We start from the raw sequence: 18,561 nt of genomic DNA on the forward strand, positions 1-18,561 counted from the left end.
ATGCGGCCGCCGCTTCCGGTGTCGTTTCCGCGGGGCCGGTCGCGAGTCGGCGCTCAGCTCGCCCCTTCGAACTGCGCCAGCAGCGCGTCGCGCGCCTCGGCGATGCGGCGGTAATCCTCCGCGCTGCCGCCAGCGTCGGGATGGGCGGTCTTGGCGAGGCGGCGGAAGGCGGATTTGATCTCGGCCGGCTCCAGCGCGCCTTCCAGAGGCAATTCCAGCGTCTCGCGATGCTCTTGATTGTCGTCTTCGTCGAAATCGAACATCTTCTGGAAGGCGGCGCGCTGCTTGCGGCCTTCCAAGCGCAGCTCGACCTGATCTTCCTTCCAGCGTTGGAGCGACATCACGAAGCAGGCGCCGAAAGCGATGCGGCCCTGCGTCTCCAATTCGTCCAGGCTGAACGGCCCCACCACATCATAGGGCGGCGCGAGACAGGCCATGCGGACGCCGTCGACGATCTCGACGCGGCCGATCGCGACCTTGTCGGATACGCCGAGCGAGCCGTTCCAGACGACCCAGTCCAATTGCTCCGCCGATGTGTCCGTCACGCAGCCTGCTCTCATGCCGTCGGGCGCCCCGTCGCTTTTGTACGAAAGGGGCCGCCGTATTCGTACAATCTCAGGTTACATGCAGTTTCGAAGCCAATATCGCGCTGCAGCACGGTTTTGACGCGCCGTCCCCAGCCAAACGTCCTATTGGCGCTTGGCAAGCGGCAATTTCAAATTATTCTAAACAAGGGCGTTCCGACTGGCCGTCGGGACAGCGGGCGTCCCCATGAGAGTACATCCAAGGAGCTTTAGTCATGGCTACGCTCAAGGGCACCAAGACCGAACAGAATCTGAAGGATGCGTTTGCCGGCGAGTCTCAGGCGAACCGCCGCTATCTCTATTTCGCTCAAAAGGCCGATATCGAAGGCCATAATGACGTCGCGACCGTGTTTCGCTCCACCGCCGAGGGTGAGACGGGCCATGCGCATGGCCATCTCGAATTTCTCGAGGTGGTGGGCGACCCTGCGACCGGTCTGCCGATCGGCAAGACCGAGGACAATCTGAAGGCCGCCGTCGCCGGCGAGACGCATGAATATACGGATATGTATCCGGGCTTCGCGCGCTCGGCCCGCGAGGAGGGCTTCGAGGAGATCGCCGATTGGTTCGAGACGCTGGCCAAGGCCGAGCGCTCGCACGCCGGCCGCTTCCAGAAGGCGCTCGACGAGCTGAAGTAAGCGCGCGACCCGATTTCCCGCTGATCCTTCGCGCGGCCTTCGCCGCCTTCCTTCTCCCCGCCTGCGGGGAGAAGGTGAGGATGAGGGGCCGGGGGCGTTTTCCGTCTATGGCTCACGCCCAGAGCCCCTCACCCCGGCCCTCTCCCCGCGCGGAGAGAGGGAGAAAACGCGTGAGCCGATCGGAATAATTCGACCAGGGCATGGAAGCGATGAGAGAAGGCGGGCTCGAGGCGCCCTTCCGGCGTCCATTGGATTGGGAAAATCCAGATTTCTACGACGAGGCGAAGCTCGACGCCGAAATGCGCCGCGTGCTGGATATTTGCCACGGCTGCAGGCGCTGCTTCAATCTCTGCGATTCCTTTCCACGCCTGTTCGATCTCGTCGACGAGTCGGCGAAAGGCGAGATCGAGACTGTCGCCAGCGCCGATTTCAAGAAGGTCGTGGACGCCTGCACGCTCTGCGACATGTGCTTTCTGACCAAATGCCCCTATGTGCCGCCGCATGAGTTCGATCTCGACTTTCCGCATCTGATGCTGCGCTATCGCGCCGTCGAGGCGAAGAAGAATGGCGTCGGTTTCGCGGATCGCCAGCTCGCCGAGACCGACCGCAATGGCGCATTGGCGACGAAGCTCGCGCCGCTCGCCAATTGGGCGACCGACTGCGCGCACCACGCCGCGCGCAATGCGCTGGAGAAACTCGCCGGCCTGCATCACGAGGCCGTGCTGCCGAAATATTCGAAGCAGAGCTTGGAGGCGCTCGCGAAGGAGACGCCGGTCGAGGTGAACAGCGAGGCGCCGGGCTTCGGCCGCAAGGCGGTGATCTACGCCACCTGCTTCGGCGAATATAATGATCCCGGCGTCGGACTCGCGGCGCGCGCCGTGCTCGCCAAAAATGGCGTCGAGACGGAGATTCTCCATCCGCATTGCTGTGGAATGCCGCTGCTGGAGCAGGGGCTCATCGGCGAGGTCGCGGCCTCCGCGAAGCAAGTGGCCGCCGCCTTCGAGCCTTGGATCGACAAGGGCTATGACATTATCGCGCTGGTTCCCTCCTGCGCGCTGATGCTGAAATTCGAATGGCCGTTGATCGTCACCGATGATCCAAAAGTGAAGCGCCTCGCCGCCTCCACCTATGATCTCAGCGAATATGTCGTCGGAATCGCTCGCAAGGAGGGGCTGGCCCAAGGGCTGTCGCCGATCGAGGGCGGCGTCGCTTTTCATGTTTCCTGCCATTCGCGCGCGCAGAATATCGGGCGGAAGGGCGCCGAGCTGCTCGGTCTCATCCCGCAGGCGGATGTCGCGGTCATCGAGCGCTGTTCCGGCCATGGCGGCGCCTGGGGCTATAAGACGGCGAATTTCGAGACGGCGCTGAAGGTCGGCAAGCCGGTGGCGCGGCAGGCGCAATCCTCCGGCAAAGCCTATATCGTCTCCGAATGTCCGCTCTCCGGCCCGCATATCGTGCAGGGCATGGAGCGGCTGGACGCGGAGGCGAAAAAGCCCGAGCTTCTCGCCCATCCGATCGAGATTCTCGCGCGGGCCTATGGGGTGAAGTGACGCGGGCGTCCCCACAGCTGGAGCGATCAATGGCGCAGAAGCACCACATCACCGTCGCCGATCTTCTTCCACCGGACGAATATGCGAAGATCCGCGTCGAGAGCCGCCGCCGCATCGCCGCGCGCAAGCGCAATCGCCGCGTCGAGGTCGGGCCTTTCGTGACCTTTTATTTCGAGGATTTCGAGACGATCTGGCTGCAGATCCAGGAGATGATCCACATAGAGAAGGGGACGCTCGAGCAGGCGCCGAGCGAGATCGCCGCCTATGCGCCGCTGATCCCCAAAGGCCGCGAATTGGTCGCCACCTTCATGATCGAGATCGACGACCCGCTGCGCAGAAAGCGCGTGCTGGACACGCTGGGCGCGATCGAGGAGACCGCCTTCATCGAATTGGGCGGCGAGCGCATCGCCGGCATGGCCGAAGCGGACCAGGACCGCACCAGAGAGGACGGCAAGGCCTCCGCCGTGCAATTCGTGCATTTTCCCTTCACCGACGCGCAGGTCGCGGCTTTTCGCGAGCCGGGAGCGCGCGCGCTGATCGGCTTCACCCATCAAAATTATGGGCATATCGCGGTGATGCCAGAGGCGGTGCGGGCGGAGCTCGCGGGGGATTTCGCGTGATGTCCGGGCCTTGACGCCTATACGGCTTCGCCGTATATCGTCCCCGTGTTGACCGTCATTGAAACCCCCACTTTTGCACGGCTCGCCGCTCAGTGCTGGGAAGATGGCGATCGGACCGCGTTCATCGACTTCATCGCGTCGAACCCCGAGGCCGGCGATGTCGTTCCTGGTTCTGGAGGCCTGAGAAAAATTCGCTGGGGTAGTGTCGGACGCGGCAAGCGCGGCGGCGTTCGGGTGATTTATTTCAATCGGCTGGCGAATGGAGAGGTTTGGCTGCTGCTGGTCTATCCCAAATCGGTGCGGGACAATATTCCCGCGAATGTCCTCCGTGAGATCAAGAAGGAACTCGACGATGGCTGACGCTCCGAAATCCGCCGAGCGCGCGAAGGCGATCGACATCGGCGCGGAGTTGCTCGCATCGGTGCGAGAAATGAAGGCTGGCGCTAAGGCGCGGGTCCACAATCGCGAAATCCTGCAATTCGCACACGCGAGGCTCGCCTCCGGCCTGTCGCAGGCGGCCTTCGCCGCTCTTTTGGGCGTGTCCGTGCGGACCTTGCAGGATTGGGAGCAGGGCCGGCGTAAGCCTTCCGCGGCTGCGGTGACGCTCTACAAGATCGCCGAGCGGCGGCCGGAGGTCTTGCGCGAGCTGGCGGCGTGAGGCGGCACGGAAAGCTGGCCTTATCCGCCGATTGCCCTTAAAGGGCGTGGCGAACCCGCCACTTTCCAGCGAGCCTCAGCCTTGACCAGCCCACAGCCGAGCGACCCCGTCTCGCGACGGCGCACCTTCGCCATCATCTCCCACCCGGACGCGGGCAAGACCACGCTGACCGAAAAGCTTCTGCTGTTCGGCGGCGCGATTCAGCTCGCCGGCGCGGTGAAGGCCAAGCGCAACGCCCAGCAGACGCGCTCCGATTGGATGAGCATAGAACGCGAGCGCGGCATTTCCGTCGTCACCTCGGTGATGACCTTCGAATATGGCGATTGCGTCTTCAACCTGCTCGACACGCCGGGCCATGAGGACTTTTCGGAAGACACCTATCGCACGCTCTCCGCCGTGGATGCGGCGGTGATGGTGATCGACGCCGCCAAGGGCATAGAGGCGCGCACGCGCAAGCTGTTCGAAGTGTGCCGGCTGCGCGATATTCCCATCGTCACCTTCATCAACAAGCTCGATCGCGAGGGGCGCGATCCTTTCTCGCTGCTCGACGAGATCGAGAAGACGTTGGCGCTCGACACGGCGCCGGTGACTTGGCCGATCGGCTCCGGCCGGAGCTTCGCCGGCACCTACTGCTTCGCCACGAAGTCGGTGCGCAAGATCGACGCCGACACCGAGCCGATGGTGGTCTCCGGCCTCGACGATCCGGCGCTGCTCGCGCTGCTGCCGGCGCATGAGGCGGATGCGTGGCTCGAGGAAGCGATGCTCGCCGAGGAAGGCTGCAAGACATTCGAGCTCGCGGCGTTTCGCGAGGGGCATTTGACGCCGGTGTTCTTCGGCAGCGCGCTGCGTAATTTCGGCGTGCGCGATCTCATCGACGCAATGGCCGAATATGCGCCCTCGCCGCGCGGGCAGGACGCCGACAAGCGCCATGTCGAGGCCAAGGAGCCGAAGATGGCCGGCTTCGTGTTCAAGATCCAGGCGAATATGGACCCGAACCATCGCGACCGCATCGCCTTCATGCGCGTCTGCTCGGGCAAGCTCTCGCGCGGCATGAAAGCGAAGATCGTGCGCACGGGCAAGACCATCTCGCTCAATGCGCCGCAATTCTTCTTCGCGCGCGACCGCTCCATCGCCGATGAAGCCTTTGCGGGAGATGTGGTGGGCATCCCCAATCACGGCATATTGCGCATCGGCGACACGCTCACCGAGGGCGAGGAGATTTCCTTCCGCGGCGTGCCGAGCTTCGCGCCGGAAATTCTGCGCCGCATCGTCATCTCCGACGCGATGAAGGCCAAGAAGCTGCGCGAGGCGCTGCGCCAGCTCGCCGAGGAGGGCGTGGTGCAGCTCTTCCTGCCCAATGACGGCTCCGGCGCGCTGGTCGGCGTCGTCGGCGCGCTGCAGCTCGATGTGCTGGCGACGCGGCTCGAGGCCGAATATGGGCTGGAGACGAAATACGAGACCTCGCGCTTCGGCATATGCCGCTGGATAACCTCGAATGATCCGATCGCGCTGAAGAGCTTCATCGAATCGCACGGCTCCTCCATGGCGGAGGATATAGACGGCGCGCCGGTGTTCATGTCGTCGAGCGAGTTCCAGCTGCGCTATGACGCGGAGCGGCATTCGTCCATCGTGTTCTCGGATGTGAAGGATTATCAGAAGGGCGGGGCGGGGAAGGGGTGAGCGGCTCCCTGTCGCCTGTGACGCGATCGTGTTACAGTTTTCGCGAGGAGAGCGCGGATGGCGAATGTCGAAAAGCGGAGCTTCAGCCTGCCGACCGAGAATTTGGCCTTCATCGAGGCGAAGGTCTCCGCCGGAGACTATGCTTCGGAGAGCGATGTGATCCGCGCGGCGCTTTCCGCCTTGCAGGAGCGGGACGCCGCCGTCGAGCGATGGCTACGGGAAGACGTCGCGCCCGTTTATGACGCCATGCGCGCCGAGCCGGACCGCGCCATCGCCATCGACTCGGTATTCGACGAGGTGCGGGCGCGTCATGCGCTTCGATCGAAGGATCGCGGTTGAGACGGCGAGGGATCGTTTTCTCGCCAGAAGCGCGCGACGACATTCTGCAGATTTATGATTGGATAGAAGAAAGGGCGGGCTCGGACGTCGCGCTCGCTTATATTGGCCGGCTCGAAACCTATTGCCGAGGTTTCGACATGGCGTCCGAAAGAGGGCGTCGCAGAGATGATCTGCGGCCTGGACTTCGTGTGGTCGGTTTCGAGCGGCGCGTGACGATCGCCTTTTTCGTCGAGGAAGAGAGCGTCACTATCCCTGTTCTACGGCGGTAAGGACTGGGAGGCCGCTCTGGCCTGACGACCCTCGCCACGGCCAAGCGAGACAATCCCTTCGCCTTCGCCTATGCTGCCCGATCGCAAGAGCAAAGGAGCATCGACCCATGTCCGAGGCGTCGTCCGGCCTCATTCTCGATCCGATCGGCGAGGATTTCATTCTCAGCCGGAAAGGCGACGATGGCGTGACGGCCAAAATCGTCCTCACCGCCGCCGATATTCTCGACTTGACCCGCTCCGCCCTGGCGCTGCGCGAGAAGGGCCTCGCCGAGCGCCAGCCGGCCAGCGGCGAAGTCGAGGCGGTGTTGGCGACGCCGGTCGAGTCGATCGCGGTGCATCGGGAGATGCTCGGCGACAATCTTCTGCTGACGCTCGTCTCGCCGGACGGCAATCGGCTCGCCTTCGCGCTTCCCTCGGCGGTCGCGGGCGATCTCGTGGAGCGGCTGGTGGGCGTTCTCGCGACGCAGACCGCCGCGCCGGCGCGGCAGTGAGCCGGCGCGTCAGGGCGAGACCCGATATTCCTCGGTGAGATCGCCGCGGATCAGCGTGACGATCTTTTCCGTTCCCGAGCGGACCCAGCGCGCGTGGCAGATTTTCGGCCCGCACAGCACCTCGGGAAAGCGATAGAGCGGCTTGCCGGAGGGGAGCTTGAGGCCGAAGCCGGCGTCCGGCCTCCATCCTTGGGCGGCGAGCTGGTCGCGAAACTCCCGATAGATCGGCAATTGCGAGAAATCGGCGTCCTGCGCGACCGCCGCTCCCGACAGGAGCGTGAGAAGCGAGCCGATGCAGGCGAGCGTCGCGCGCCGACCGGAGCTGGAGGAATTCATCTTGGCGAGCCCCTTCTGCGGCGCGGGCGAACGGGCCGGCGCCGCAGGCTTCATCGCATGATCGCGCGGCTCTGAAAAGTTCGACGCGACTTTCGCGACAGAATGCGAGGCCCGCAACGAAAGCGGCCCCGCTCGCGCGGGGCCGTTTCGTCGGGCGCGGCGCTCAGCGCTCGGCGGCGTCCAACGCCCGCGTTAGGCTGCGAACTTCGGCGTCGCGCGAGCCGAGCGGGGCGAGATGGTAGCGCTCCTCGATCAGCTTCAGGATCGAGGTCGTGTCGTAATTCGCGTGGTCCACCCCGGAGCGATCGAAGCGCTTGGAAATCAGCAGCGCCGGAATGCGCGTGCCGGGACCCCAGCGATCATGCGCGCCGCCGCCGGCGTGATGGCTGTGGCCGTGATGGTGCTCTCTTTCGGCCACATGCTCGCTCTGATAGGGCGGCGGCGGCACATGGTCCCAGGAGCCGCCGAACTCGTCATAGGTGACGATGATGAGCGTCTCGCGGCCGTCCGGGCCGTTGACGATGGAGGCGATCAGATCGACGAGATGCGAGCTGCCGTCCGCCTCGCTGGCGTAGCCGGGATGCTCGTTCTCCGCGCCGATCAGCTTCACGAAGCTGACGGGCTTGAGCCGGCCGGTCTGGGCGAGCTGAACGAACTCGGCCTCGTCGCGCAAATGATCGCGGCGCGCCGCCGTTCCCGGAGCATAGGCCTTGAAATAGTTGAACGGCTGATGGTGGAACTGGAACAGCTTGTCCGGGCAGTTCGGAAAGGTCGCCGTCGCCATCGCATTCGGATCGGCGCAGCTTGTCCCGTTTCCATTGGTCCAGCCGGGCGCGCCTATGTCGCCATTGGCGTTGGACCAGCCGCCCGAATACCAGGCCCAGTCGACCCCGCGCGCGGAGAGGCGCTCGCCGATCGTCGGATTCTCGAGCGGCGGCAGGCGCTTCGCATCCACGGTCCCGGGCGCGTAAGGCTGATAATAGGGCTGGGTCGTGTTGACCGCGAAATCTCCGCAGACGACATTCGCCGGCGTCGCCGGACGTCCCGCGGGCGGGTTGCAGGAGGCGGTGAGCGATGAGTCCTTGGCGGAAGAGCCGAGCAGATTCGCGTAGAGCGCTGTGCTCGCGGGCATGCCGTTGGCGTCGACCACGGAATGGAGGTCGTTCGCGCTGGCGTCATTGAGCGCATTGGCGAAGACCGGAGTCGCCGCGGCGACGAGCCATTGGTGATTGAGGAAGGAGCCGCCGAAGGCCGATTGGAAGAAATGATCGGCGATGACGTAATGCGGCGCGCCATGCTTGTGGAGCGCGGCATAGATCGGCAGCTTGGTGGTGTCGTAATAGCCCATCGACAGGCCGGCGGCGTCGCTGCCCGTCACATAGCGATTCTGCTTGCCGCCATTGATCTGGAACTGCTCGCTGTAATAGCGATGCACGAGATCGCGCGTGCAGCCGCCGGTGAGGGCGCCGGCGGCATTCTTCAGCACGCCATTCGAGGCGGAGACGCCCGGCGCCGGACAGGTCTTGTCGCTCGCGGCGATATAATCGTCGATCTCGAAGGGCTTGTTCTGGAAGGCGCTGACGAAGGAGGTCGCGCCGGTCGCATCCGTGCAGCTCGTCGCCAGCGGCGAGGGCGAGGCGAGATTCACATCGTTCTGCAGCAGGCAGCTATAGGCGGTGGTTCCGTCGGCGCGGACCTGCTCGGTGTGCGCGGCGTCGGCGAAGGGCAGTCCCTGCACCGGCTCTCCATTCACAGCGCCCCACAGGCCGAACAGATTGTCGAAGCTGTGGTTCTCCTGATAAACGACAACGATATGTTTGAATTCGTGCAGAGATTCTGAGCTGGCGGGAGTAGCCGACGCCGCGCAGGCGAGGGCCGCGAGGCCGCCGATCGAGTTTTTCAGAAACATTTTGTAGCCTCCTAATTTGGCGGGGCGGATGCTAGCGAGGCGACATATCCGGTCGATGACGGTCGCGGCGACGCTTCGAGCGCCCGCGACGCGCCGGAAACGGGAGCGAATTGGCCGGCGCCGCGACAATCTCCGTCCCCGCGTCTGCTGCGCCTCTTTTCGTCCCTGCGAGAGCGTGATAAGCGAACCCTCACACCGATGCGCGAGCGCGCCTTCTGCGGCCGGATTTCGGACGGCCGAGAGAATCTTGCGCTGAAAACGGGAGCTCGAGGCCGTTTCGGGATCGCCGTTTCCGGCGTCCCCGAGCGAAACCTCGCTTCCCGCGAACGGCTCCGCCCGAAGGCGCGGGCGAGCCGGGAGCCGCCGTCACTTGCCGCGCCTTGTCTCGATAGAGGATGCTAAATGAGCCAATCCGCTTTCTTCACTGCCTCGCTCGCCGATTCGGACCCTGATCTCGCCAAGGCCATCGGCCTCGAGCTCGGCCGTCAGCGCGACGAGATCGAGCTCATCGCCTCCGAGAACATCGTGTCCAAGGCGGTTCTGGAAGCGCAGGGCTCCGTCCTCACCAACAAATATGCCGAAGGCTATCCGGGCAAGCGCTATTATGGCGGCTGCCAGTTCGTCGACATCGCCGAGAATCTGGCGATCGAGCGCGCCAAGCAGCTGTTCGGCTGCGGATTCGCCAATGTCCAGCCCAATTCCGGCAGCCAGGCCAATCAGTCGGTCTTCCTCGCTCTGGCGACGCCGGGCGATTCCTTCATGGGCCTCGATCTCGCCGCCGGCGGCCATCTGACCCATGGCTCGCCGGTCAATCTCTCCGGCAAATGGTTCAAGCCGGTTCCCTATACGGTGCGCAAGGACGATCAGCGCATCGACATGGAGCAGGTCGCGGCGCTCGCCGCCGAGCACAAGCCGAAGATCATCATCGCGGGCGGCTCCGGCTATTCGCGCATCTGGGACTTCGAGGCCTTCCGCAAGATCGCGGATAGCGTCGGCGCCTATTTCATGGTCGATATGGCGCATTTTGCCGGTCTGGTGGCGGCGGGCCTGCATCCCTCGCCCTTCCCGCACGCCCATGTCGTCACCACCACCACGCATAAGACGCTGCGCGGCCCGCGCGGCGGCATGGTGCTGACCAATGACGAAGAGATCGCCAAGAAGATCAATTCGGCGGTCTTCCCGGGCCTGCAGGGCGGCCCGCTGATGCATGTCATCGCCGGCAAGGCGGCCGCCTTCGGCGAGGCGCTGAAGCCCGAGTTCAAGGCCTATCAGCAGCAGGTGAAGGACAACGCCCAGACGCTGGCGCAGACGCTGGTCGACGCCGGCCTCGCCATCGTCTCCGGCGGCACCGACAATCATCTGATGCTGGTCGATCTGCGTCCGAAGAAGCTGACCGGCAAGGCCGCGGAAGCCGCGCTCGGCCGCTCGCACATCACCTGCAACAAGAACGGCATCCCCTTCGATCCGGAGAAGCCCTTCGTCACCTCCGGCATCCGTCTCGGCTCGCCGGCCGCCACCTCGCGCGGCTTCGGCACGGCTGAGTTCAAGCTGGTCGGCGGCTATATCGTCGAGGTGCTGGACGGTCTCGCCGCCAAGGGCGAGGCGGACAACGCCGCGACCGAAGCCGCGGTGAAGGAGAAGGTCCACGCGCTGACGGCGAAGTTCCCGATCTATTGATCGGGGCTTCCCGCTGGGCGCCGCCGTCCCTTCTCCCCGCTCGCGGGGAGAAGGCTAGGATGAGGGCCGGGGGGGGGGGGGGCTTTTCCCGTTTTGGCTCACGCCCCGAGCCCCTCACACTGACCCTTTCCCCGCAAGCGGGGAGAGGGAAGAGCGTCCTTCGCGGCAGCATCGGCGGTAAGGTGAGTCCATGCGCTGTCCCTATTGCGGCTCGCCCGACACGCAGGTGAAAGACTCCCGGCCGGCCGAGGATTCCTCCTCGATCCGGCGTCGGCGCGTCTGTCCCGGCTGCGGCGGCCGTTTCACCACTTTCGAGCGCGTGCAACTGCGCGAGCTGATCGTGGTGAAGAAATCGGGCCGCCGCGTGCCTTTCGATCGCGATAAGCTGATGCGCTCGTTGGAAATCGCGCTGCGCAAGCGGCCCATCGATCCCGAGCGCGTCGAGCGCATGGTCAATGGCGTCGTGCGCCAGCTCGAGAGCTCCGGCGATACGGAGGTCGAGAGCACGCAGATCGGCGAATTGGTGATTCAGGGCCTCAAAACGCTCGATGACGTGGCCTATGTGCGTTTCGCCTCCGTCTATCGCGATTTTCGCGAGGTCGGCGATTTTCACGCGCTGATCGACGAATTGTCGCATAGCGAGGGGGAGCAGCGCGCGGATACGGTGGTGGACCCCGAAACCGCGCCGGGCGGGAGATGACCGCGACGAAGCCGCAATCCGAGTCTCTGGAGCTTTTGGACGACGCCTTCATGGCGGCGGCGCTGGCGATCGGCCGGCGCAATCTCGGTCGCACCGGGCCTAATCCCGCCGTTGGCGCGATCATCGTCAAGGACGGCGTCGTCATCGCGCGCGGCTATACCGCGCTGGGCGGGCGCCCGCACGCCGAGGCGGTCGCCGTGGCCGCCGCCGGCGAGGCCGCGCGGGGCGCGACGCTCTACGCCACTCTGGAGCCATGCTCCCATCACGGCGCGACGCCGCCCTGCGTGGACACGATCATCGCCTCTGGAATCGCCCGCGTCGTCTCCGCGCTCGAGGACCCGGACGATCGCGTCGCCGGTCGCGGCCACGCCCGGCTGCGCGAGGCCGGCGTGGAAGTGACGACCGGCGTGCGCGCGCGTGAGGCCCGGGCCGATCATCTCGGCCATATATTGCGCGTGACGCAGAGCCGGCCCATGGTCACTCTGAAGCTCGCGCAGACGGCGGACGGCTACGCCGCCGGGGCGGAGCATGATCCGCGCCTCTTCATCACCGGCGCGCTCGCCGATAGCGTCACCCATATCGAGCGCGCGCTGCACAGCGCGATCATGATCGGCTATGGCACCGCCTCGGTCGATGATCCGCTGCTCACCGTGCGCCTTCCCGGCCTCGAGGCCTTCAAGCCGCTGCGCGTGGTGCTGGACTCGCGGCTGCGCCTGTCGCGCAGCTCCCGCCTCGCCGCCACAGCGCGCGAGACGCCGACTTTGGTCATCGTCGGGGAGGGCGTCGCCGAATCCGAGGCGCAGGATTTCGCCGCCGCCACCGGAATGGAGGTCGCGCGCGCCGGCGTGGACGCCGCCGGCCGTCTCGCTCTGAGCGAGGCGCTGGGCGAGCTGGCGCGGCGCGGAATCACGCGGGTCTTCAGCGAGGGCGGCCCACGCGTCGCCGAAAGCCTGCTCGTCGCTTCGCTCGCCGATGATGTCGTCCTCCATACCGGGCTGAAGCCACTGGGCCGTCAGGGCCGGCTCGCGCTCACGGCGACGGCGCGCGCCATTCTCGAGGATGAGAGCCGCTATCGCCTCGCCGATACGGCCATGCTCGGCGTCGATCGCATGACACGCTACGAGAGGATCGCATAGATGTTCACGGGCCTCGTCACCGACGTCGGCGAAATTCTCTCCGTGGAGACGCGCGGCGAATTGCGCCGCATCGCCATCGCCTGCGCCTATCCGCTGGAGAGCATCGCCCTCGGCGCTTCCATTGCTTGTTCCGGCCCTTGCCTGACGGCGGTCGGGCTGCGCCGCGAGGGCGACCGCACTGTCTTCGAGGTGGACGCCGCGGCCGAGACCCTGGCGCGCACCACGGCCGGCGAATGGGCGGTCGGGCGGCGCATAAATCTCGAGCGCTCGCTGAAGGTCGGCGACGAATTGGGCGGCCATATCGTCACCGGCCATGTCGACGGGGTGGCGACGATCGTCTCGCGCGATGATTTCGACGGCATGTCGCGCTTCTCTATCGAGGCGCCGCATGACTACGCCCGCTTCATCGCCGAGAAGGGCTCCGTGGCGCTGGATGGAACCTCGCTCACCGTGAATGCGGTGGAGGGCGACCGCTTCTCCGTTCTCATCATCCCGCACACGCTGGCGGTGACGAGCTGGGGCGGCTACAGGGCAGGGGACCGCCTCAACCTCGAGGTCGATCTGATGGCGAGATACGCCGCGCGGCTGGCGGAGGCCGGGAAGTAGGGCGTCATCGCTCGGCTGGCGACGACGGTGTTTTCGTCGTCTTGCAAACGCCGTCCTGGCAGGGCTTGTCCATCCTGAGACATCACAAGCTATTGAGTTTATTTGTATTGTCTTTTCGTATCGGGCAGACCGTCGAGCGGCGCTCAAACGTGGATGATCTGTGGATCAGTAATTTTCAAATGTTGGTGAAATTGCTGAATTTAAAGTATGAGGATTCCTCTTCGACGAGACGCTCCAGCTCGTCAGCAAAATTCTTCAATTCTTCATAATAGAGAAAATAGCTGCAGTGACCCCCAAAACCTAGTCCTTTTTTCCAATATTCAGGGTGTGGCGTGAACGCTCTGACATTCATAACCAAAAGTCCTGATGTCTTTAATTGAGAGACAGAAATATAGAGATTCTCGCTAACGATTTTATCGCCAGCGTCATCAAAATATCCTCCAGATATAAATGGCACTCCGATCAATGGAAAATCGCGAAGCGCAGACACAAAAATTTTGAGCTCCGCGACGCTGAAAAATGCCGCTCCGCGCGCACAAAAACCCTCTCGGAACGCTCGTATCGCCAACTCGATAGAGTTGTCGGCTCTCTCTTTAGCGGACAAAGAGATGTGCTGCGCTCCCGTCTCAGACGGACTCGAGATAGACATTCGCCCCTCCTCGTCGGTCGAAAAATAACGGATTACGGGCCGATAGCGATCGGCGCAAATATGTGTCCGCTGACATTCGCGAGCTGTAGGCTTTCCCCGAAAAAATGTGTATCCATCGCCGCTTCGTTTCATAGAGCGTCGCGCGCCCCTCCCCAACCCTCCCCCGCCGAAGCGGGAGAGGGAGCAGGTTGCGCGCTTCATAGAGAGGTCGCGGGACGCTCGCCGCATCCCTCTCCCGCAGAGCGGGGAGGGTGATGGAGGGGTGCGCTCCTCCGCCCATGGAGTCGTGAATGGCAGGGTCCTACCGCGCCGATGACGATGATCTCGCGCCTGTCGAAGGCGCGCGCATTCTCGTCGTCGAATCGCATTTCAACGAAGATATCGTCGAGCTTCTGCACGAGGGCGCCGTTCGCGCGCTGGAAGAGCTCGGCTGCGACGTCACCACCATCACCGTCCCCGGCGCGCTCGAGCTGGCGGCCGGCGCGGCCATAGCGCTGGACGCGGCGGAGGCCGCCGGCGCGCCATATGAGGGCGTGGTGGCGCTCGGCTGCGTCATTCGCGGCGACACCTATCATTTCGAGATCGTCGCCAATGAGAGCGCGCGCGCTCTCACCGAGCTTTCGGTCGCGCGGCGCCTGCCGCTCGGCAATGGCGTCCTGACCGTGGACAATGAGGTGCAGGCGACCGTGCGCGCCGATCCCAAGCAGGGCGGGGCCGACAAGGGCGGCGACGCCGCGCTCGCCGCGCTGGCGCTGGTGCGTTTGAAACGCAAGCTCGGGGGCCGCTCGTGAGCGTCGAGGAGAGATCGGCGGCGCGGCTCGCCATCGTGCAGGCGCTCTATCAGATGGAGGTCGCCGGCAAGGGCCTCAACGAGATCTACGCCGAATTCGAGGTCCATTGGATCGGCCGCGAGATCGAGGGCGTCCAATATAAGCCGGCCGAGCTGCAGTTCTTCCGCGACATTGTGAAGGGCGTGCTCGACAATCAGGCGACCATCGACCGCGCGCTCGATCAGGCGCTGCAGGGCGGCTGGCCGCTGCAGCGCATCGAATCGGTGATGCGCGCCATATTGCGCGCCGGCGGCTTCGAGCTTGGGTTTCGGCGCGACATACCTGTCAAAGTGGTCATCAAGGAATATGTGGACGTCGCCGGCGCATTTTTCGGCGCGACCGAGTCCGGCATGATCAACGCCGTGCTGGATCGCCTGGCGCGACAGGCGCGGCCGGAGCATTTTTCCGAGAAGTGAAGTGAGGTGAGGCGATGAGCGAGCGCCGCTTCAGCGAGGACGAGCTCATCGCCGAAATCTTCGCGCCCTTGGCCGGGGACGGCGCCTTCGGCCTGCGCGACGACGCCGCTCTGCTGCCGCTACGCGGGGCGCAGGAGATCGTCGTCACCACCGATGCGCTCGTTTCCGGCGTGCATTTCTTCCCCGACGATCCGCCCGGCCTCGTCGCCAAAAAGGCTTTGCGCGTAAACCTCTCCGATCTCGCGGCCAAGGCGGCGGAGCCTCTGGGCTTTCTGCTCACTCTGGCGCTGCCGTTGGACTGGACCAATGAGTGGGCGCGCAGCTTCGCCGCCGGCCTTGCCGAGGATGCGCGCGAATTCGCCTGTCCGCTGCTCGGCGGCGACACGACGGCGACGCCTGGACCTTTGACCATCTCCATCACCGCCTTCGGCCGCGCGACCCGCTTCGTCTCGCGTTCTGGCGCGCGGCCGGGGGATCACATTTTCGTTTCCGGGACCATAGGCGACGCCGCGCTCGGCCTCGGCGTCGCCCACGGCGAGGCTTTCGCCTCGCGGCTCGGTGAGGGGGCGCGGGCGGCGCTGCTGGAGCGCTATCGTTTGCCGCGGCCGCGTCTGCCGCTGATCGCGGCGCTGCGCGCGCACGCGAGCGCCGCCATGGACGTCTCCGACGGGCTCGCGGGCGATCTCGCCAAGCTGCTGCGGGCGAGCGGCGCGAGCGCGCGGGTGGAGCTCGAGAAAGTTCCGCTCTCGGCGGCGGCGCGCGAGGCGATCGCGCTGGAGCCGGAGCTGCTCTCCCGCGCGGTGACTGGCGGGGACGACTACGAGATCCTCTGCTGCACCTCCGCCGAGGCCGCCGGCGCGCTGGCGCTCGCTTCGGGGGAGGCGGGGGTCGCTCTCGTCGAGATCGGCGTCGTCACAGCCGGCGCCGAGCCGCCACAATTCTTAAATTCTTCTGGAACGATTATAAAATTCAACCATCTATCCTTCAGTCACTTCTAATCGCGCGGCGGTGCGCGACCTTTGCCGCCATTGCCGAAAACCGGCGTTTCTGGCATGACTGACGCGCTTTTCCCCCGGCGCCGCAGCCGTACGATTCGACTGCGGTCGGACTATCGTTGTCGCGGGGACGAAATTGCCGCAAGCGCGGGCCACGAGAACAAATCAGCGCGCGCGGCCGAGGAACGGAGAGGGCGCAATTGTCATGGTATTGTTTCTCAGCATCGTCTTCGGACTATTGTCTGTCGCCTATGGCGTCAAGACTTGGCAAGAACTCGAGAAGGCGGACGCCGGCTCTGCGCGCATGCAGGAAATATCCGGCGCGGTCGCGGAAGGCGCGCAAGCCTATCTGAAACGCCAATATACGACGATCGCCTATGTCGGCGGCGTCATCTTCGTGCTGCTCGTCATTCTGCTCGGCTGGGCGGTGGCCTTCGGCTTCCTCATCGGCGCTGTGCTCTCCGGCGCCGCCGGCTTCATCGGAATGAATGTCTCCGTGCGCGCCAATGTCCGCACCGCGCAGGCGGCGACGAAATCGCTCGCCGGCGGCCTCGACATCGCCTTCAAGGCGGGCGCGATCACCGGCCTGCTGGTCGCCGGCCTCGCCCTGCTCGGCGTCGCGATCTATTACTTCATCCTCACCGTCTTCGCGGGCTATGCGCCTTCCGATCGCGTCGTGGTCGATGCGCTGGTGGCGCTCGGCTTCGGCGGCTCGCTGATCTCCATCTTCGCGCGCCTCGGCGGCGGCATCTTCACCAAGGGCGCCGATGTCGGCGCCGATCTCGTCGGCAAGGTCGAGGTCGGCATTCCCGAGGATGATCCGCGCAACCCCGCCACCATCGCCGACAATGTCGGCGACAATGTCGGCGATTGCGCCGGCATGGCGGCCGATCTCTTCGAAACCTATGTCGTGACCATTGTCGCGACCATGGTGCTGGCGTCGATCTTCTTCGCCGGGCAGGCGGGCCTCGCCTCTGCGATCGTTTATCCGCTGGCGATCGGCGGCCTTTCCATCGTCACCTCCATCGCCGGCACCTATTTCGTGAAGCTCGGCGCCGATGAGTCCGAGATCGGCAAGATCGCCAGCCCGCTGTTCGACAAGATCGGCGTGCCGGACACGATCATGGGCGCGCTCTACAAGGGCCTCATCGCCGCCGGCGTGCTGTCGATCGGCGGCCTCTTCCTCGCCACCACCTTCACGGTCGGCTGGGGCGAGATCGGCAAGGCCAATGGCGAGGCGATCCACGGCTATGGCCTGTTCTTCGCCGGCCTCATCGGCCTCGCGGTGACGGGCCTCATCGTCTACATCACCGAATATTACACCGGCACGGGCAAGCGCCCGGTGACGTCGATCGCCCAGGCCTCTGTTACGGGCCATGGCACCAATGTCATCCAGGGCCTCGCCGTCTCGCTCGAGGCCACGGCGGCGCCGGCGATCGTCATCGCGCTCGGCATCATCTTCGCCTATCAGGCGGGCGGGCTCTATGGCGTCGCCATCGCCGTGACGACCATGCTCGGCCTCGCCGGCATCATCGTCGCGCTCGACGCCTTCGGCCCAGTGACCGACAACGCCGGCGGCATCGCCGAAATGGCGGGCCTGCCCAAGGAAGTGCGCCACAATACCGATGCGCTGGACGCGGTCGGCAACACCACCAAGGCCGTCACCAAGGGCTACGCCATCGGCTCCGCCGGTCTCGGCGCGCTGGTTCTGTTCGCCGCCTATTCCAATGATCTGCGGCACTTCACCGAGAGCGGCGTTCCCTACTTCAAGGATATCGGCAAGGTCGATTTCGATCTCGCCAATCCTTATGTCGTCGCCGGCCTCATCCTCGGCGGCCTCATTCCTTACCTCTTCGGCGGCATCGCCATGACGGCGGTCGGCCGCGCAGCGGGCTCCGTGGTGGAGGAGGTGCGCCGGCAGTTCAAGGAGAAGCCCGGCATAATGGACGGCACGGAGCGCCCGGATTATGGCCGCGCCGTCGATATGCTGACGCAGGCGGCGATCAAGGAGATGATCATCCCCTCGCTGCTGCCGGTGCTGGCGCCGATCGTCGTCTATTTCGGCGTGACCATCATCTCCGGCTCCAAGGCCAATGGCTTTGCGGCGCTGGGCGCGGCGCTGCTCGGCGTCATCGTCAACGGCCTCTTCGTTGCCGTCTCGATGACCTCCGGCGGCGGCGCCTGGGACAACGCCAAGAAGAGCTTCGAGGACGGCTTTGTCGATAAGGACGGCGTCACCCATTACAAGGGCGGCGACGCGCACAAAGCCTCGGTGACGGGCGATACGGTCGGCGACCCCTATAAGGACACCGCCGGCCCGGCCGTGAATCCGGCGATCAAGATCACCAATATTGTGGCGCTGCTGCTGCTGGCGATCTTGGCGCGGTGAGCGCGGGCGAATAGCGAGTTGCGAAGAGAGGCGGGGGAGACCCCGCCTTTTTTCGTGGCGTGGACACATTCTTGATGCATCTTGACGCCTCT

21 protein-coding genes are annotated in these 18,561 nt (G+C 65.0%); 17 read left to right on the forward strand and 4 right to left on the reverse strand.

From position 1 onward, the window contains the following. Window positions 1-53: 53 nt before the first annotated feature. Window positions 54-560: a J domain-containing protein gene (locus GYH34_RS09790; RefSeq protein WP_161913412.1), complete on the reverse strand. Its 507-nt coding sequence runs from the start codon at window positions 558-560 to the stop codon at window positions 54-56. Between the two features lie 239 nt (window positions 561-799). Here GYH34_RS09790 and GYH34_RS09795 point away from each other — a divergent pair, with 239 nt between their 5' ends. The 9 genes from GYH34_RS09795 to GYH34_RS09835 all read left to right on the forward strand — a co-directional run bounded on the left by GYH34_RS09795 (window position 800) and on the right by GYH34_RS09835 (window position 6,826). Further along, window positions 800-1,219: a rubrerythrin family protein gene (locus GYH34_RS09795; RefSeq protein ID WP_018264950.1), complete on the forward strand. Its 420-nt coding sequence runs from the start codon at window positions 800-802 to the stop codon at window positions 1,217-1,219. A 209-nt stretch (window positions 1,220-1,428) separates the two neighbouring features. Further along, entirely contained in the window at window positions 1,429-2,769 is a 1,341-nt protein-coding gene (locus tag GYH34_RS09800; RefSeq protein ID WP_161914969.1) for a heterodisulfide reductase-related iron-sulfur binding cluster, read from the forward strand. Window positions 2,770-2,798: 29 nt separating this feature from the next. Continuing rightward, window positions 2,799-3,389, forward strand: a complete 591-nt coding sequence (locus GYH34_RS09805; protein ID WP_161913413.1) for a DUF3501 family protein — start codon at window positions 2,799-2,801, stop codon at window positions 3,387-3,389. 48 nt (window positions 3,390-3,437) lie between these two features. Then, a complete protein-coding gene (locus GYH34_RS09810; RefSeq protein ID WP_244635027.1) occupies window positions 3,438-3,749 on the forward strand; it encodes a type II toxin-antitoxin system RelE/ParE family toxin in 312 nt (103 codons plus the stop codon). Next, window positions 3,742-4,047, forward strand: a complete 306-nt coding sequence (locus GYH34_RS09815; RefSeq protein WP_161913415.1) for a helix-turn-helix domain-containing protein — start codon at window positions 3,742-3,744, stop codon at window positions 4,045-4,047. The genes GYH34_RS09810 and GYH34_RS09815 overlap by 8 nt, the downstream gene beginning before the upstream one ends. A gap of 81 nt (window positions 4,048-4,128) precedes the next feature. Beyond that, window positions 4,129-5,727 (forward strand): peptide chain release factor 3, encoded by a 1,599-nt coding sequence (locus tag GYH34_RS09820; protein ID WP_161913416.1) that lies wholly within the window; start codon window positions 4,129-4,131, stop codon window positions 5,725-5,727. A 57-nt stretch (window positions 5,728-5,784) separates the two neighbouring features. Then, window positions 5,785-6,066 carry a type II toxin-antitoxin system ParD family antitoxin gene (locus tag GYH34_RS09825; RefSeq protein ID WP_161913417.1) on the forward strand — a complete coding sequence of 94 codons (282 nt, stop codon included), beginning with the start codon at window positions 5,785-5,787 and terminating at the stop codon, window positions 6,064-6,066. Beyond that, the gene (locus GYH34_RS09830) at window positions 6,063-6,335 is read left to right on the forward strand and encodes a type II toxin-antitoxin system RelE/ParE family toxin (protein ID WP_348983887.1); all 273 of its coding nucleotides are present in this window, start codon (window positions 6,063-6,065) and stop codon (window positions 6,333-6,335) included. The genes GYH34_RS09825 and GYH34_RS09830 overlap by 4 nt, the downstream gene beginning before the upstream one ends. A 107-nt stretch (window positions 6,336-6,442) precedes the next feature. After that, window positions 6,443-6,826, forward strand: a complete 384-nt coding sequence (locus tag GYH34_RS09835; protein ID WP_161913418.1) for a hypothetical protein — start codon at window positions 6,443-6,445, stop codon at window positions 6,824-6,826. A gap of 9 nt (window positions 6,827-6,835) precedes the next feature. Here GYH34_RS09835 and GYH34_RS09840 read toward each other — a convergent pair whose 3' ends face one another. Both GYH34_RS09840 and GYH34_RS09845 read right to left on the reverse strand, forming a co-directional pair. Then, a complete protein-coding gene (locus GYH34_RS09840) occupies window positions 6,836-7,216 on the reverse strand; it encodes a hypothetical protein (RefSeq protein WP_161913419.1) in 381 nt (126 codons plus the stop codon). A gap of 109 nt (window positions 7,217-7,325) precedes the next feature. Further along, the gene (locus tag GYH34_RS09845) at window positions 7,326-9,071 is read right to left on the reverse strand and encodes an alkaline phosphatase family protein (protein WP_161913420.1); all 1,746 of its coding nucleotides are present in this window, start codon (window positions 9,069-9,071) and stop codon (window positions 7,326-7,328) included. A 402-nt stretch (window positions 9,072-9,473) separates the two neighbouring features. On the opposite strand from GYH34_RS09845, the gene glyA reads away from it, so the two are divergent. From glyA to GYH34_RS09865, 4 genes are all read left to right on the forward strand, one after another. Beyond that, a complete protein-coding gene (glyA, locus tag GYH34_RS09850) occupies window positions 9,474-10,748 on the forward strand; it encodes a serine hydroxymethyltransferase (protein ID WP_161913421.1) in 1,275 nt (424 codons plus the stop codon). 190 nt (window positions 10,749-10,938) lie between these two features. Further along, window positions 10,939-11,448 carry a transcriptional regulator NrdR gene (gene nrdR, locus GYH34_RS09855; protein WP_161913422.1) on the forward strand — a complete coding sequence of 170 codons (510 nt, stop codon included), beginning with the start codon at window positions 10,939-10,941 and terminating at the stop codon, window positions 11,446-11,448. Then, window positions 11,445-12,584 carry a bifunctional diaminohydroxyphosphoribosylaminopyrimidine deaminase/5-amino-6-(5-phosphoribosylamino)uracil reductase RibD gene (gene ribD, locus GYH34_RS09860; RefSeq protein WP_161913423.1) on the forward strand — a complete coding sequence of 380 codons (1,140 nt, stop codon included), beginning with the start codon at window positions 11,445-11,447 and terminating at the stop codon, window positions 12,582-12,584. The genes nrdR and ribD overlap by 4 nt, the downstream gene beginning before the upstream one ends. Then, entirely contained in the window at window positions 12,585-13,190 is a 606-nt protein-coding gene (locus tag GYH34_RS09865) for a riboflavin synthase (protein WP_161913424.1), read from the forward strand. Window positions 13,191-13,365: 175 nt separating this feature from the next. On the opposite strand, the gene GYH34_RS09870 is transcribed toward GYH34_RS09865, so the two are convergent. Next, on the reverse strand, window positions 13,366-13,839 hold the full coding sequence (locus GYH34_RS09870) for a hypothetical protein (RefSeq protein WP_161913425.1): 474 nt from the start codon (window positions 13,837-13,839) through the stop codon (window positions 13,366-13,368). Between the two features lie 290 nt (window positions 13,840-14,129). On the opposite strand from GYH34_RS09870, the gene ribH reads away from it, so the two are divergent. The 4 genes from ribH (at window position 14,130) to GYH34_RS09890 (ending at window position 18,469) form a co-directional block, all read left to right on the forward strand. Further along, window positions 14,130-14,630, forward strand: coding sequence for a 6,7-dimethyl-8-ribityllumazine synthase (ribH, locus tag GYH34_RS09875; RefSeq protein ID WP_161913426.1), 501 nt, complete (start codon window positions 14,130-14,132; stop codon window positions 14,628-14,630). Further along, window positions 14,627-15,085: a transcription antitermination factor NusB gene (nusB, locus tag GYH34_RS09880; RefSeq protein WP_161913427.1), complete on the forward strand. Its 459-nt coding sequence runs from the start codon at window positions 14,627-14,629 to the stop codon at window positions 15,083-15,085. Before ribH ends, nusB begins: the two co-directional genes overlap by 4 nt. Window positions 15,086-15,099: 14 nt before the next feature. Continuing rightward, window positions 15,100-16,083: a thiamine-phosphate kinase gene (gene thiL, locus GYH34_RS09885; RefSeq protein ID WP_161913428.1), complete on the forward strand. Its 984-nt coding sequence runs from the start codon at window positions 15,100-15,102 to the stop codon at window positions 16,081-16,083. 202 nt (window positions 16,084-16,285) lie between these two features. Further along, window positions 16,286-18,469, forward strand: a complete 2,184-nt coding sequence (locus GYH34_RS09890) for a sodium-translocating pyrophosphatase (protein ID WP_161913429.1) — start codon at window positions 16,286-16,288, stop codon at window positions 18,467-18,469. The last annotated feature ends 92 nt before the right edge of the window (window positions 18,470-18,561 follow it).

The sequence above is a fragment of the Methylosinus sp. C49 genome (assembly GCF_009936375.1).
Taxonomy (GTDB): domain Bacteria; phylum Pseudomonadota; class Alphaproteobacteria; order Rhizobiales; family Beijerinckiaceae; genus Methylosinus.